The sequence below is a fragment of the Pseudomonas sp. BIGb0176 genome, assembly GCF_024810175.1.
Classification (GTDB): Bacteria; Pseudomonadota; Gammaproteobacteria; order Pseudomonadales; family Pseudomonadaceae; genus Aquipseudomonas; species Aquipseudomonas protegens.
On the sequence record NZ_JANUEC010000004.1, the window covers coordinates 488,540 to 502,289 of the forward strand.

The 13,750-nt window shown below is 62.3% G+C and carries 16 protein-coding genes; 12 read left to right on the forward strand and 4 right to left on the reverse strand.

Annotated elements, in window-relative coordinates:
• The first annotated feature begins 12 nt into the window (after positions 1-12).
• Positions 13-918, forward strand: a complete 906-nt coding sequence (gene argB, locus M2395_RS25335) for an acetylglutamate kinase (RefSeq protein ID WP_011064225.1) — start codon at positions 13-15, stop codon at positions 916-918.
• A gap of 151 nt (positions 919-1,069) precedes the next feature.
• Here the strand turns inward: argB and pyrE are convergent, their stop codons facing one another.
• Entirely contained in the window at positions 1,070-1,714 is a 645-nt protein-coding gene (gene pyrE, locus M2395_RS25340; protein WP_011064226.1) for an orotate phosphoribosyltransferase, read from the reverse strand.
• 81 nt (positions 1,715-1,795) lie between these two features.
• Between pyrE and M2395_RS25345 the strand changes: the two genes are divergently transcribed.
• Positions 1,796-2,575, forward strand: coding sequence for an exodeoxyribonuclease III (locus tag M2395_RS25345; protein ID WP_011064227.1), 780 nt, complete (start codon positions 1,796-1,798; stop codon positions 2,573-2,575).
• 61 nt (positions 2,576-2,636) lie between these two features.
• On the opposite strand, the gene M2395_RS25350 is transcribed toward M2395_RS25345, so the two are convergent.
• Positions 2,637-3,005 (reverse strand): DUF4870 domain-containing protein, encoded by a 369-nt coding sequence (locus tag M2395_RS25350; RefSeq protein WP_011064228.1) that lies wholly within the window; start codon positions 3,003-3,005, stop codon positions 2,637-2,639.
• Between the two features lie 30 nt (positions 3,006-3,035).
• Positions 3,036-3,758, reverse strand: coding sequence for a ribonuclease PH (gene rph, locus M2395_RS25355; protein WP_011064229.1), 723 nt, complete (start codon positions 3,756-3,758; stop codon positions 3,036-3,038).
• Positions 3,759-4,030: 272 nt separating this feature from the next.
• Between rph and M2395_RS25360 the strand changes: the two genes are divergently transcribed.
• From M2395_RS25360 to M2395_RS25385, 6 genes are all read left to right on the forward strand, one after another.
• The gene (locus tag M2395_RS25360; protein ID WP_011064230.1) at positions 4,031-4,894 is read left to right on the forward strand and encodes a YicC/YloC family endoribonuclease; all 864 of its coding nucleotides are present in this window, start codon (positions 4,031-4,033) and stop codon (positions 4,892-4,894) included.
• Between the two features lie 10 nt (positions 4,895-4,904).
• Positions 4,905-5,525, forward strand: a complete 621-nt coding sequence (gene gmk, locus M2395_RS25365) for a guanylate kinase (RefSeq protein WP_011064231.1) — start codon at positions 4,905-4,907, stop codon at positions 5,523-5,525.
• A gap of 168 nt (positions 5,526-5,693) precedes the next feature.
• Positions 5,694-5,957 carry a DNA-directed RNA polymerase subunit omega gene (gene rpoZ / locus M2395_RS25370; RefSeq protein ID WP_007921129.1) on the forward strand — a complete coding sequence of 88 codons (264 nt, stop codon included), beginning with the start codon at positions 5,694-5,696 and terminating at the stop codon, positions 5,955-5,957.
• A 57-nt stretch (positions 5,958-6,014) separates the two neighbouring features.
• Positions 6,015-8,120 (forward strand): bifunctional GTP diphosphokinase/guanosine-3',5'-bis pyrophosphate 3'-pyrophosphohydrolase, encoded by a 2,106-nt coding sequence (gene spoT / locus M2395_RS25375; protein WP_011064232.1) that lies wholly within the window; start codon positions 6,015-6,017, stop codon positions 8,118-8,120.
• Between the two features lie 24 nt (positions 8,121-8,144).
• On the forward strand, positions 8,145-8,525 hold the full coding sequence (locus tag M2395_RS25380) for a RidA family protein (RefSeq protein WP_041120388.1): 381 nt from the start codon (positions 8,145-8,147) through the stop codon (positions 8,523-8,525).
• Positions 8,526-8,580: 55 nt separating this feature from the next.
• Positions 8,581-9,321 (forward strand): hypothetical protein, encoded by a 741-nt coding sequence (locus M2395_RS25385; RefSeq protein ID WP_041120389.1) that lies wholly within the window; start codon positions 8,581-8,583, stop codon positions 9,319-9,321.
• 121 nt (positions 9,322-9,442) lie between these two features.
• On the opposite strand, the gene M2395_RS25390 is transcribed toward M2395_RS25385, so the two are convergent.
• Complete coding sequence (locus M2395_RS25390; protein ID WP_041120390.1) at positions 9,443-10,300, reverse strand: SDR family oxidoreductase; 858 nt, start codon at positions 10,298-10,300, stop codon at positions 9,443-9,445.
• A 190-nt stretch (positions 10,301-10,490) separates the two neighbouring features.
• Between M2395_RS25390 and exbB the strand changes: the two genes are divergently transcribed.
• The 4 genes from exbB to M2395_RS25410 all read left to right on the forward strand — a co-directional run bounded on the left by exbB (position 10,491) and on the right by M2395_RS25410 (position 13,748).
• Positions 10,491-11,495 (forward strand): tonB-system energizer ExbB, encoded by a 1,005-nt coding sequence (gene exbB / locus M2395_RS25395; protein ID WP_015637473.1) that lies wholly within the window; start codon positions 10,491-10,493, stop codon positions 11,493-11,495.
• Positions 11,496-11,501: 6 nt separating this feature from the next.
• On the forward strand, positions 11,502-11,930 hold the full coding sequence (gene exbD, locus M2395_RS25400; RefSeq protein ID WP_011064236.1) for a TonB system transport protein ExbD: 429 nt from the start codon (positions 11,502-11,504) through the stop codon (positions 11,928-11,930).
• On the forward strand, positions 11,927-12,679 hold the full coding sequence (locus tag M2395_RS25405; protein ID WP_011064237.1) for an energy transducer TonB: 753 nt from the start codon (positions 11,927-11,929) through the stop codon (positions 12,677-12,679). Before exbD ends, M2395_RS25405 begins: the two co-directional genes overlap by 4 nt.
• A 148-nt stretch (positions 12,680-12,827) precedes the next feature.
• Positions 12,828-13,748: a hydrogen peroxide-inducible genes activator gene (locus M2395_RS25410; RefSeq protein WP_011064238.1), complete on the forward strand. Its 921-nt coding sequence runs from the start codon at positions 12,828-12,830 to the stop codon at positions 13,746-13,748.
• Positions 13,749-13,750: the final 2 nt, after the last annotated feature.

Below are 13,750 nucleotides of genomic sequence, written 5' to 3' on the forward strand. Positions count from 1 at the left end.
CCGGAGCCCTGAATGACCATCGAACGCGATGCCGCCGCCAATACCGCCAAGGTCCTATCCGAAGCGCTGCCTTATATTCGCCGCTATGTCGGCAAGACCCTGGTGATCAAGTACGGCGGCAACGCTATGGAAAGCGAGGAGCTGAAAACCGGCTTCGCCCGCGACATCGTGCTGATGAAGGCTGTCGGGATCAACCCGGTGGTGGTGCACGGTGGCGGCCCGCAGATCGGTGACCTGCTCAAGCGCCTTTCCATTGAAAGCCACTTCGTCGATGGCATGCGCGTGACCGATGCGCAAACCATGGACGTGGTGGAGATGGTCCTCGGTGGCCAGGTCAACAAGGACATCGTCAACCTGATCAACCGTCACGGCGGCAGCGCCATCGGCCTGACCGGCAAGGATGCCGAGCTGATCCGGGCGAAAAAACTCACCGTGACCCGCCAGACGCCGGAAATGACCACCCCGGAAATCATCGATATCGGCCATGTGGGCGAAGTGGTCGGGATCAACACCGACCTGCTGAACCTGCTGGTCAAGGGTGATTTCATCCCGGTGATCGCACCGATCGGGGTCGGCGCCAACGGCGAGTCCTACAACATCAACGCCGATCTGGTGGCTGGCAAGGTGGCCGAAGCATTGAAAGCCGAAAAGCTGATGCTGCTGACCAACATCGCCGGCCTGATGGACAAGTCGGGCAAGGTCCTCACCGGCCTGAGCACCCAGCAGGTCGACGAACTGATCGCCGACGGCACCATCTACGGCGGCATGCTGCCGAAAATCCGCTGCGCGCTGGAAGCCGTGCAAGGCGGGGTCGGCAGTTCGCTGATCATCGACGGTCGCGTGCCCAACGCGATTTTGCTGGAGATCTTCACCGATACGGGTGTCGGCACCCTGATCAGCAACCGCAAGCGCCCTTAAGCACCAGGCACAAAAAAGCCCCCGCCCGGGATCCCGGGCGGGGGCTTTTTTATCGACGCAATCTTTGTGGGAGCCGGCTTGCCGGCGAAGGCACTCACGCGGGCAACTCAAGGCCCAAAGGCCTCTTCGCCGGCAAGCCGGCTCCTACAGGTCAGATTCCGTACTGCGCGCGGTAGGCTTCCACCGCCGGCAGATGCTGCTTGAGCGCCGGATCATCCGCCAGGAACTGCAGGACCTGGGTCAGGGAGACAATGCTCACCACCGGAATGCCGAAGTCACGCTCGACCTCCTGGATCGCCGACAACTCGCCGTTGCCGCGTTCCTGACGGTTCAGGGCGATCAGCACCCCGGCCGCCTTGGCGCCGTCCTGGGACTCGATGATCTGCATCACTTCGCGGATCGCCGTACCGGCGGTGATCACGTCGTCGATGATCAGCACATCGCCGGTCAAGGGAGCCCCCACCAGGCTGCCGCCTTCGCCGTGAGCCTTGGCTTCCTTGCGGTTGAAGCACCAGGGCAGATCGCGCTGGTGATGCTCGGCAAGCGCCACCGCAGTGGCCGCCGCCAGAGGAATGCCTTTATAGGCCGGGCCAAACAGCACATCGAAGGGAATGCCGCTTTCGACGATTGCCGCGGCGTAGAAACGCCCCAGCTGGGCCAGCGCCGAACCGCTGTTGAACAGGCCGGCATTGAAGAAGTAAGGGCTGGTGCGCCCGGACTTCAGGGTGAACTCACCGAAGCGCAAAACCCCGCGATCGATGGCAAAACGAATGAAATCGCGCTGATACGCCTGCATGAAAAAACCCCAGATACCACGGATTTAGCTAATTAGGTAGAGCTCGGGTATCATACACGCACGTGATTTTTGGGGCCATTTATGCGGATCATCAGTGTGAACGTCAATGGTATTCAGGCTGCAGTGGAGCGTGGTTTGCTCAGTTGGCTGCAGGCACAGAATGCCGACGTCATCTGCCTGCAGGACACCCGCGCCTCTGCCTTTGAACTGGACGACCCAGCCTTCCAACTGGATGGCTACTTCCTTTATGCCTGCGATGCCGAAGTCCCTGCCCAAGGCGGTGTGGCTTTGTATTCGCGGTTGCAGCCGAAGGCGGTCATCAGCGGCCTCGGCTTCGAGACAGCCGATCGTTACGGGCGCTACCTGCAAGCCGATTTCGACAAGGTCAGCATCGCGACCTTGCTGCTTCCATCAGGGCAGAACGGCGATGAAGACTTGAACCAGAAGTTCAAGCTAATGGACGATTTCGCCCGTTATCTGGATAAACAGCGGCGCAAACGTCGCGAGTACATTTATTGTGGCTCGCTGTACGTGGCGCAACAGAAGCTGGATATCAAGAACTGGCGCGACAGCCAGCAATCTCCGGGCTTCCTGGCACCTGAACGTGCCTGGATGGACGAGATCATTGGCAACATGGGTTATGTCGACGCATTGCGTGAAGTCAGCCGTGAAGGCGACCAGTACAGCTGGTGGCCGGACAACGAACAGGCCGAGATGCTGAACCTGGGCTGGCGTTTCGACTACCAGTTGCTGACTCCCGGCCTGCGTCGCTTTGTCCGCAGCGCTCGCCTGCCGCGCCAGCCACGCTTCTCGCAGCACGCACCGCTGATCGTGGACTATGACTGGACGCTGACCATCTAAGCGTCCTTTCACCGCCACAAAAAAGCCGACATCGCTGTCGGCTTTTTTGTGCTTGCTCGAGCTACTTGATCAGGCGCCAGGTGAAGGGGTAGCGATAAGGCACCCCTTCGCCAGCCTTGACTCCGCCGATGATGGTCAGCACCAGGGCTCCGATCGCCAGCAGGCCGAACATGAAGAACCCGATCACCACGATCATCAACAGGAAGCACACCGCCGACGCAATGGCGACGGTTAGCTGGAAGTTCAGTGCTTCCTTGCCCTGGGCATCGATAAAGGGATCGGTTTCGCGCTTCATCTGCCAGAGAATCAACGGTCCGATCAGTGTGCCGAAAGGAACCCAGATCCCCAGTAAGGCGGACAGGTGACAAAACATCGCCCATTGCCGGACTTCGTGGCTCGGCGTAGGCAGCGGCAGTTGTTCATCACTCATGGTGCTCTCCTTGCTGAAGACCTGCGCCCATCAATCGGCGAGCGCGGCTTGCTGCAGTTGGAAAATCTCGTTCATGCCTTGCTGGGCCAGGGCCAGCATCGCATTCAGTTCAGCCGGCTGGAACGGCGCACCTTCGGCAGTGCCCTGCACTTCGATGAAACCACCGGTGCTGGTCATCACAACGTTGAGGTCGGTTTCGGCAGCCGAGTCCTCCAGATAATCCAGGTCCAGGACCGGTTCGCCCTGGTACATGCCAACGGATACCGCGGCGATCATCTGCTTCAGCGGATCGCCGCCTTTCAGGCCACCGCGCTTCTTGATCACTTTCAAGGCGTCGACCAGGGCCACCATGGCGCCAGTGATCGATGCGGTACGAGTACCGCCGTCGGCCTGGATCACGTCGCAATCGACATACAGGGTGACGTCGCCCAGCTTGGACATGTCCAGTGCGGCGCGCAGCGAACGGCCGATCAGGCGCTGGATCTCCAGGGTCCGACCGCCCTGCTTGCCACGGCTGGCTTCGCGCTGGTTACGCTCGCCGGTAGCCCGCGGCAGCATGCCGTACTCGGCAGTCAGCCAACCCTGGCCCTGGCCCTTGAGGAAGCGCGGCACACCGTTCTCGACGCTGACCGTGCAGATCACTTTGGTATCACCGAACTCGACCAGTACAGATCCCTCGGCGTGTTTGGTGTAGTTGCGGGTGATGCGGATCGAGCGGAGCTGATCGGCGGCGCGACCACTTGGACGTTTCATAGGGGAACACCTGTACGGGGACGGAAAACTGCCGAGCATTATAAAGCCCGCAACCGCGCCAGGGCACGCCTAAAAAGGTCAAAGGAGCATTTACACCGCGGATGAGTCCTGTTGCGACGAGCTGCAATGCATTGGCAGCGCCAGGGTTTGGGGGCTCCGACCGCACTGCGCTACAATCCTGCGCCTTCGCAGCCTGTCGGCTTCAATTCATCTTTATCAGGCCCGCCCACCCCCCTCACGGTTGGTGCCGGCGCTGAATCGGAGGTACCTCCATGGTGCACAGCATGACCGCCTTCGCCCGGGCAGAACGGGCAGGCACTCAGGGCACCCTGAGCTGGGAACTGCGCTCGGTCAACAGCCGTTACCTGGAGCCGCACCTGCGTTTGCCGGAAGCCTTTCGCGACCTTGAAGGCGCGGTCCGCGAAGCCCTGCGCCAGGGCCTGTCCCGCGGCAAGGTCGAGTGCACCTTGCGCTTCATCGAGGAAACCGCCGGCAAACCGCTGCAGGTGGATCGCGAGCGCGCCGCGCAACTGGTCGCTGCAGCCGAGTCCGTCGCCAGCCTGATCAAGCAGCCGGCCGCGCTCAACCCGCTGGAAGTCCTGGCCTGGCCGGGCGTACTGGTGGCCGACGCCACTGACCCGCAAGCCTTGAACAGTGACGCCCTGGCCCTGTTCAACCAGGGCTTGAAGGAACTGAAGAATGGCCGCGAACGGGAAGGCGCCGAACTGGCCAGGCTGATCGACGAACGCCTGTCCTCCATCGAGGAAGACGTGGCGACCCTGCGTGAACTGGTCCCGCAGATGCTCGCGACCCAGCGCCAGAAGATCCTCGACCGCTTCGCCGACATGCAGGCCGAGCTGGATCCGACCCGTCTCGAACAGGAGATGGTGCTGCTGGCACAGAAAAGCGACGTCGCCGAAGAACTGGACCGCCTGAGCACCCACATCATTGAAGTACGTCGCGTGCTCAAGTCCGGCGGCGCGGCCGGGCGGCGCCTGGACTTCCTGATGCAGGAACTCAACCGCGAAGCCAACACACTGGGCTCCAAGGCCTTCGACCCGCGCAGCACCCAAGCTGCGGTCAACCTCAAGGTGTTGATCGAGCAGATGCGCGAACAAGTGCAGAATATTGAGTAAGGCAACTGACATGACCCACAGCACCGGCACCCTGTACATCATTTCCGCGCCGTCGGGCGCGGGCAAGAGCAGCCTGGTCAAGGCCCTGACCGACGCCAAACCGGAGATTCGCGTCTCGGTCTCCCACACCACCCGTGCCATGCGCCCCGGTGAGGTGGACGGCGTGAACTATCACTTCGTCTCCCGCGAGACGTTCGTGAAGATGGGTGAGCACGGGGACTTCCTGGAGCGCGCCGAAGTGTTCGGCAACCTCTACGGAACCTCGCAAAGCCACCTGCAGCAAACCCTGGACGCAGGTCACGACCTGATTCTGGAAATCGACTGGCAAGGCGCGGAACAAGTACGCAAGCTGATGCCCCAGGCCCGTTCGATCTTCATCCTGCCACCGTCCTTGCAAGCCCTGCACCAGCGCCTGACCAACCGTGGGCAGGACAGTGACGAGGTCATCGACGGGCGGATGCGCGAAGCCGTCAGCGAAATGAGCCACTACGTCGACTACGACTATCTGATCATCAACGACGATTTCGCCCACGCGCTGGGCGACCTGAAGGCGATTTTCCGCGCCAATCAGTTGCAACAGAAACGCCAGCAGCAGCGTTTCGGCAAATTGCTGGCTGAACTCCTGGGTTAAAACAGCACTTCCCAAAACCGCTGCAAGCGCTTTACATTGGCACTTGCAGCGTGTTGAAGGGCTTGGTTAAAAAATCAGCGCTTCCCTTAACGCTGGTGATTTTTTAAACTGTCGAGTCCGCTCGCCCATCCGGGCAGCGCGCATATTGCATTTGCTACGAGGAAGACCATGGCCCGCGTAACCGTTGAAGACTGCCTAGAACACGTGGATAACCGCTTTGAGCTGGTCATGCTCTCTACCAAGCGTGCCCGTCAACTGGCCACCGGCGGCAAAGAGCCGAAAGTAGCATGGGAAAACGACAAGCCTACCGTTGTCGCCCTGCGCGAAATCGCTGAAGGCCTGATCGACTACGCAGCCATCGCCGAAGCCGAAATCGTTGAAGATGAGCCGCTTTTCGCTGCTTTCGAGGACGAGTCCAACGAGGCCGTCTGAGCCTATGCCTGGTCGACGTAGCACGGCGCGGGATCACAGCTTACGGCAGGAGACATCATGCCGAGCATAGACGCCCTCGCCGATCGCTTATCGACCTATCTCGGCACGGACCAGGTCAATCTGGTCCGCCGAGCGTATTTCTACGCCGAACAAGCCCATGACGGTCAACGCCGTCGCAGCGGCGAGGCGTACGTCACGCACCCACTCGCGGTAGCGAACATTCTTGCCGACATGCACATGGACCATCAGAGCCTGATGGCCGCGATGCTGCATGACGTCATCGAAGACACCGGCATCGCCAAGGAAGCGCTCAGCGCGCAGTTCGGCGAAACCGTGGCCGAATTGGTGGATGGGGTCAGCAAACTGACCCAGATGAACTTCGAAACCAAGGCCGAAGCCCAAGCGGAAAACTTCCAGAAGATGGCCATGGCCATGGCCCGCGACATTCGCGTGATCCTGGTCAAGCTGGCCGACCGCCTGCACAACATGCGCACCCTGGAAGTACTTTCCGGCGAGAAGCGTCGGCGGATCGCCAAGGAAACCCTGGAGATCTACGCCCCCATCGCCAACCGCCTGGGCATGCATGCCATCCGCATCGAATTCGAAGACCTGGGCTTCAAGGCGATGCACCCGATGCGTTCCGCGCGGATCTACCAGGCGGTCAAGCGCGCCCGGGGCAACCGCAAGGAAATCGTCAACAAGATCGAGGAATCCCTCAGCCACTGCCTGGCCATCGACGGCATCCAGGGCGAGGTCAGCGGTCGCCAGAAGCACCTGTACGGCATCTACAAGAAGATGCGCGGCAAGCGTCGGGCCTTCAACGAGATCATGGACGTCTATGCGTTCCGCATCATCGTCGACAAGGTAGACACCTGCTATCGCGTACTCGGCGCTGTACATAATTTGTACAAGCCGCTGCCGGGACGCTTCAAGGACTACATCGCCATTCCCAAGGCCAACGGCTATCAGTCGCTGCATACCACGCTGTTCGGCATGCACGGAGTACCCATCGAGATCCAGATTCGTACCCGGGAAATGGAAGAAATGGCCAATAACGGCATCGCCGCCCACTGGCTGTACAAATCCAGTGGCGACGAACAGCCCAAAGGCACTCACGCCCGCGCCCGCCAATGGGTCAAGGGCGTGCTGGAAATGCAGCAACGCGCCGGCAACTCCCTGGAATTCATCGAGAGCGTGAAGATCGACCTGTTCCCGGACGAGGTCTACGTGTTCACGCCCAAAGGCCGGATCATGGAGCTGCCCAAAGGCTCCACCGCGGTGGACTTCGCCTACGCGGTTCACACCGACGTCGGCAACAGCTGCATCGCCTGCCGGATCAATCGTCGCCTGGCGCCGCTGTCCGAACCCCTGCAAAGCGGTTCCACAGTGGAAATCGTCAGCGCCCCGGGCGCGCGCCCGAACCCGGCCTGGCTGAATTTCGTGGTCACCGGCAAGGCCCGCACCCATATCCGCCATGCTCTCAAGCTGCAGCGCCGCTCCGAGTCCATCAGCCTCGGCGAACGCTTGCTGAACAAGGTGCTCAACGGCTTCGACAGCTCCCTGGAAAAGGTCCCGGCCGAACGCATTCAGGCGATTCTCCAGGAATACCGCCTGGAACTGATCGAAGACCTGCTGGAAGACATCGGCCTGGGCAACCGCATGGCCTACGTTGTGGCGCGCCGCCTGCTGGGCGAAGGCGAACAGCTGCCAAGCCCGGAAGGCCCGCTGGCAATCCGCGGCACCGAAGGCCTGGTGCTGAGCTACGCCAAGTGCTGCACGCCGATCCCGGGCGACCCGATCGTCGGCCACCTGTCCGCCGGCAAGGGGATGGTGGTGCACCTGGACAACTGCCGCAATATCAGCGAAATCCGCCATAACCCGGAAAAGTGCATCCAGCTCTCCTGGGCCAAGGATGTCACCGGCGAATTCAACGTCGAACTGCGCGTAGAACTGGAACACCAACGCGGCCTGATCGCGCTGCTGGCCAGCAGCGTCAACGCGGCCGACGGCAATATCGAGAAAATCAGCATGGACGAACGCGATGGTCGCATCAGCGTGGTCCAACTGGTGGTCAGCGTGCACGACCGCGTACACCTGGCCCGCGTGATCAAGAAACTGCGCGCCCTGACCGGGGTCATCCGCATCACCCGCATGCGTGCGTAGCCCGTCCATTACAAGGAGTCATTCATGACCAAGACAGTTATCACCAGCGACAAGGCACCTGCTGCCATCGGCACCTACTCCCAGGCGATCAAGGCTGGCAACACCGTCTACATGTCCGGCCAGATCCCTCTGGACCCCAAGACCATGGAGCTGGTAGACGGCTTCGAAGCCCAGACCGTCCAGGTGTTCGAAAACCTCAAGTCGGTAGCCGAGGCCGCTGGCGGTTCGTTCAAGGACATCGTCAAGCTGAACATCTTCCTCACCGACCTGAGCCACTTCGCCAAGGTCAACGAGATCATGGGCAAGTATTTCCAACAGCCTTACCCAGCCCGCGCCGCCATTGGCGTGGCCGCCCTGCCAAAGGGTGCACAGGTTGAAATGGATGCCATTCTGGTCATCGAGTAACACCCGCGGCGCAGCCCTCAAGGCTGCGCCGTTTTCGTTCTGAAAGGATTTCGTCATGCGCCAAGCGCTAGCTGTTTCGCTGCTCGCCGTACTGCTCGGCGGTTGTGCCAGCGACCCCGCCAAAAACGATGTGGGCGGCATCTGGATCAATCAGGTAGCGATCGACGCAGCCTCCAAGGGCGGCCCTTTGCGTGAAGCCCTCCAGGCCTACGGCCCGAACCTGGAATGGGAGCTCAATACCAAGGCTGGCCAGGCCCGCTACACCAACGGTTTCGAAACCGTCGAAGGCAAGATCATCGGCGACGGTTCCAGCACTGCAAAAGTCGAGTTCTATGGCAGCGCCGCCACCGACTTGAAGCGCAACGGCAAGCAACTGCTGCAAGTGGCCAACGACAATGAGCCCGAGCAGGTCTTCGACCGCCCCAAAGACCCCGCCCCCGAAGGCGCGCCGCTAGGCGCCAACTTCGAGCGCGCCTTGTACTCGGCGTATCTGGGTGGCAAGTGGAAGATCGTCAACGGACCGGGCCTGGGCAACGAAGTGCAGTTCCAGGCAAACGGCGCCGTCCAGGGCCTGCCGGGCGCCGATCGCTACGCCTTGTGCCTGGCTGGCGACTGCGCCTCGATGAGCGGCGGCAACGATAGCATCTGGCTGCAGCTCAACGGTCAGGGCAACTCCTGGATCTTCGTGCGCAAGGATCAACAGCTGGAGATCTTCCAGGCGGTGAATGCCGCCCTGGCGGATGAAGTGCCCTCGCTGACGCCGGGCAGCCAGCAGTGGTTGCTGGAAAAGCAGTAACTACCCTGTAGCCGCTGCCGCAGGCTGCGACAAGGTCCACCGGACCTTCGGCCTGTCGGCAGCGACGCCCTCGGGAAGCCGGTCGCAGCCTTCGACCGCGACCCCAAGCTGCTCGGGCAACTTAGCCCTGCGTCGTCAGAATCGCAGCATAACCTTCGCGATAACTCGGATAGCGCGGCACCCAGCCCAGCGCCCTGGCCCGGGCATTGCTGCAACGCTTGCTGCCGGTACGACGCACGCTGGCATCGTCCGCCCATTCGGTGACGCCCAGGTAATCGCGCAGCCAGTCGACGACCTCCGCCAGGGGCGCGGGCGCATCGTCCACGCCGATATAGCAATCATCCAGCGCCGTGCCACTGCGGTCCGCCTTGAGCAGGAACGCCAACAGGCCCGCGGCATCGTCCGCGTGAATACGGTTGCCGTACAGCGGCGGCTCGATCGCCACGCGATAACCCCGGCGCACCTGGGTCAGCAGCCACTCGCGACCCGGGCCATAGATGCCGGTCAAGCGCACCACAGTGGCGGGAATATCGCTGCCTAGAGCCACCTGCTCGGCTTCCAGCATCATGCGTCCGGAGTAGGCCTGGGCCTCGGCCACGGAAGTCTCGTCGACCCACTCACCGTCCTTCTGCTCATAAACGCTGCTGCTGGAGACAAACAGCAAACGCTTGGGCGCCTGGCCGCGCTGCTTGAGCCAGCCCAGTACATGCTGCAGACCATCGACATAAGCTGCGCGATATCCGGCTTCGTCATGCTCGGTGGCCGCCGCGCAATACACCAGATAGTCCGGCGACTTCTGCGGCCATTGCCCGGGGCATTGCTCGCTGAACAGGTCACCTGCAATGCCCACCACCCCCTGTGGCAAGCGCGATACGTTGCGACGCAGGCCGTAAACCTGCCATTGCTCGGCCAGCAGTTGAGTCGCCAGGCGACTCCCGACATCACCGCAACCGGCGATCAATACAGAGGGGGAGGACATCAGAAAACTCCTTTGGGAAAGGTCAAGACTAGCCCTCGCACTGGACGAACGGCTAGCAATCAAGGAAAAAAAGATACTCTATTACTTCTGTTAACAAGAATTACTTGCAATAATAACCGCCCATTTTGTTCTCGGCCCTGCGAGGCCTAGAAGGACATTTCACCCTTTTCTCCTCTCAGGTCCGGCCAGCATGACAAGCAACCAACTCTCCGTCTCGCCAACCAAACGCCCAAGCCCGCTGCGCGCCATGAGCGCGGTTGCAGCGCTGTTGTGCAGCCTGCTGCTGGCACCGACCGCAGCCTTTGCCGACCAGCACGCCCCAGCCACCGCCGCAGCCCCTGCCGCGACCGCTCCAGCCGCTGAACATACGGCCACCGACCCGACCGCTCCAGCCGCAGCCCCAGTGGCCGGCGAGCCAGTCCAGGCCGAAGGCCAGCCCGCTATCGGCGAAGACGCTCCTGAAGTCCTGGAGGCCGACAACACCCTGGGCATGGCCCATGACCTGTCGCCGTGGGGCATGTACCAGAACGCCGACATCATCGTGAAACTGGTGATGATCGGCCTGGCCATCGCCTCGATCATCACCTGGACCATCTGGATCGCCAAAGGCTTCGAGCTGATGGGTGCCAAGCGCCGCCTGCGCACTGAAATCGCCGCACTGAAAAAGGCCACCACCCTCAAGGAAGCCAGCGCCACCGCCACCAAGGAGGGCACCCTGGCCAACCTGCTGGTGCACGACGCCCTGGAAGAGATGCGCCTCTCGGCCAACAGCCGCGAGAAGGAAGGCATCAAGGAGCGCGTCAGCTTCCGCCTGGAGCGCCTGGTAGCTGCCTGCGGCCGCAACATGAGCAGCGGCACCGGCGTGCTGGCCACCATCGGTTCCACCGCGCCGTTCGTCGGCCTGTTCGGCACCGTGTGGGGCATCATGAACAGCTTCATCGGCATCGCCAAAACCCAGACCACCAACCTTGCCGTGGTTGCCCCGGGTATCGCCGAAGCCCTGCTGGCCACCGCCCTGGGCCTGGTTGCCGCGATTCCCGCGGTGGTGATCTATAACGTCTTCGCTCGCTCCATCACCGGCTACAAGGCCCAGGTCACCGACGCCTCGGCCGAGGTCCTGCTGCTGGTCAGCCGCGACCTGGATCACCAGCCGAACGAGCGCTCCGCACAACCGCACATGGTGAAAGTGGGGTAATCAGCCATGGGCTTGCATTTGAAAGAAGGCGCAGGCGACGACCTGGCCGAAAACCACGAGATCAACGTCACGCCGTTCATCGACGTGATGCTGGTGCTGCTGATCATCTTCATGGTGGCCGCACCGCTGGCCACCGTGGACATCAAGGTCGACCTGCCCGCCTCCAGCGCCAAACCGGCGCCGCGGCCGGAAAAACCGGTGTTCCTCAGCGTCAAGGCCGACAAGCGCCTGTTCCTCGGCGAAGACGAAGTCAAGGCTGAAACCCTTGGCGCCATCCTCGACGCCCGGACCCAAGGCAAGAAAGACACGACCATCTTCTTCCAGGCCGACAAAGGTGTGGATTACGGCGACCTGATGAGTGTGATGGACACCCTGCGGGCGGCCGGCTACCTGAAAGTCGGCCTGGTCGGACTTGAGACGGCAGCCAAGAAATGATCACGACGCGCCAAAGACTGACGCGTTACAGCGGTAGCCTGGCGGTGGTGTTGGGCGTCCATGGGTTGGCGATCCTGCTCGCCCTCAACTGGTCCAAGCCACAGCCCATGCCCATCCCCCCCCAAGCCATGGTGGTGGAATTGGCACCTGCCCCTGTGCCGCCTCCACCGGCGCCGCCGAAAGTGGTGACCCCACCACAACCGCCGGCCCCCGTGGAAGAACTGCCGTTGCCGAAACTGGCCGAAGCGCCGAAGCCGACCATCTCGGTACCCAAGCCGGTGAAGCAGAAGCCCAAGCCGCAACCGCCAAAGCCGGTGGTCAAGCCTGAGCCGCCCAAGGAAAAGCCTTCCGAGGAAAAGCCCAGCGACGCCCCGGTCACACCGGCTCCGTCCAAGCAGCCCGCTCCTGCGACCCCTGGCCCGTCACCGGCCCAGGCCGCCGCCAAGGCTAACTGGCAGGGGGAATTGCAGGCGCACCTGGCCAAGTACAAGCGCTATCCGAGCGAGGCTCAGCGTCGAGGCAAGGAAGGCACCAACTCCCTGCGCTTCGTCGTCGATGCCGAAGGCAAGGTGCTGTCCTATGAGCTGGTGGGCAGGTCGGGCAATGCCGATCTGGACCGGGCCACCCTGGACATGATCCGTCGTGCCCAGCCGCTTCCCAAGCCACCGGCAGACATGCTCAACAACGGCAGCGTGGAAATCACCGCCTCGTACAACTACGAGATCGACCGCAGCCGCGGCCGCCGTTGATCCACCGCAAGGGCACCTTCAAGGTGCCCTTCGCGTTTGTGCCGCCTGGAGCAGGCATTGGCGGGTGTCGCATTCCACCCTCGGTCTGATAACGTGCGTCTATCGATTGCAGCCGTTATGCTTGGCCGCAACCTCACGGACGCCCGCTATGACTCTTACAGAATTGCGCTACATCGTTACCCTCGCCCAAGAGCAGCACTTCGGCCATGCCGCCGAGCGCTGCCATGTCAGCCAGCCCACCCTGTCGGTCGGCGTGAAAAAGCTTGAAGACGAACTCGGCGTGCTGATTTTCGAGCGCAGCAAGAGCGCCGTGCGCCTGACCCCGGTGGGCGAGACCATCGTCGCCCAGGCGCAAAAGGTCCTGGAGCAGGCCCAGGGCATCCGTGAGCTGGCCCAGGCCGGCAAGAACCAGCTGACCGCACCGCTCAAGGTCGGGGCGATCTACACCGTCGGCCCCTACCTGTTCCCGCACCTGATTCCCCAGCTGCACCGGGTCGCCCCGCAGATGCCGCTGTATATAGAAGAGAACTTCACCCACGTACTGCGCGACAAACTGCGCAACGGCGAGCTGGACGCGATCATCATCGCCCTGCCGTTCAACGAGGCCGATGTCCTGACCCTGCCGCTGTACGACGAACCCTTCTATGTGCTGATGCCCAGCGGCCACCCCTGGACCAAGAAGGAAACCATCGACGCCAACCTGCTCAACGACAAGAGCCTGTTGCTGCTGGGCGAAGGCCACTGCTTCCGCGACCAGGTCCTGGAGGCCTGCCCGACCCTGACCAAGGGCAACGACGGCGCCAAGCACACCACCGTGGAATCCAGCTCCCTGGAAACCATCCGCCACATGGTCGCCTCCGGCCTGGGCATCTCGATCCTGCCGCTGTCGGCCGTGGACAGCCATCACTACGCCCCCGGGGTGATCGAAGTCCGCCCCCTGACCCCGCCCGTGCCGTTCCGCACCGTGGCCATCGCCTGGCGCGCCAGCTTCCCGCGGCCCAAGGCCATCGAGATCCTCGCCGACTCGATCCGCCTGTGCTCGGTGGCCAAGCCGCCCGCCGCGAGTTAAGC

Coding starts and splice junctions, on each gene's coding strand:
- M2395_RS25385 (WP_041120389.1), top strand. CDS start 8,581: ATGCGCCAAGCGCTAGCTGTTTCGCTGCTCGCCGTACTGCTCGGCGGT.
- exbB (WP_015637473.1), top strand. CDS start 10,491: ATGACAAGCAACCAACTCTCCGTCTCGCCAACCAAACGCCCAAGCCCG.
- spoT (WP_011064232.1), top strand. CDS start 6,015: ATGCCGAGCATAGACGCCCTCGCCGATCGCTTATCGACCTATCTCGGC.
- M2395_RS25410 (WP_011064238.1), top strand. CDS start 12,828: ATGACTCTTACAGAATTGCGCTACATCGTTACCCTCGCCCAAGAGCAG.
- rpoZ (WP_007921129.1), top strand. CDS start 5,694: ATGGCCCGCGTAACCGTTGAAGACTGCCTAGAACACGTGGATAACCGC.
- M2395_RS25345 (WP_011064227.1), top strand. CDS start 1,796: ATGCGGATCATCAGTGTGAACGTCAATGGTATTCAGGCTGCAGTGGAG.
- pyrE (WP_011064226.1), bottom strand. CDS start 1,714: ATGCAGGCGTATCAGCGCGATTTCATTCGTTTTGCCATCGATCGCGGG.
- M2395_RS25350 (WP_011064228.1), bottom strand. CDS start 3,005: ATGAGTGATGAACAACTGCCGCTGCCTACGCCGAGCCACGAAGTCCGG.
- M2395_RS25380 (WP_041120388.1), top strand. CDS start 8,145: ATGACCAAGACAGTTATCACCAGCGACAAGGCACCTGCTGCCATCGGC.
- M2395_RS25405 (WP_011064237.1), top strand. CDS start 11,927: ATGATCACGACGCGCCAAAGACTGACGCGTTACAGCGGTAGCCTGGCG.
- gmk (WP_011064231.1), top strand. CDS start 4,905: ATGACCCACAGCACCGGCACCCTGTACATCATTTCCGCGCCGTCGGGC.
- exbD (WP_011064236.1), top strand. CDS start 11,502: ATGGGCTTGCATTTGAAAGAAGGCGCAGGCGACGACCTGGCCGAAAAC.
- M2395_RS25390 (WP_041120390.1), bottom strand. CDS start 10,300: ATGTCCTCCCCCTCTGTATTGATCGCCGGTTGCGGTGATGTCGGGAGT.
- argB (WP_011064225.1), top strand. CDS start 13: ATGACCATCGAACGCGATGCCGCCGCCAATACCGCCAAGGTCCTATCC.
- rph (WP_011064229.1), bottom strand. CDS start 3,758: ATGAAACGTCCAAGTGGTCGCGCCGCCGATCAGCTCCGCTCGATCCGC.
- M2395_RS25360 (WP_011064230.1), top strand. CDS start 4,031: ATGGTGCACAGCATGACCGCCTTCGCCCGGGCAGAACGGGCAGGCACT.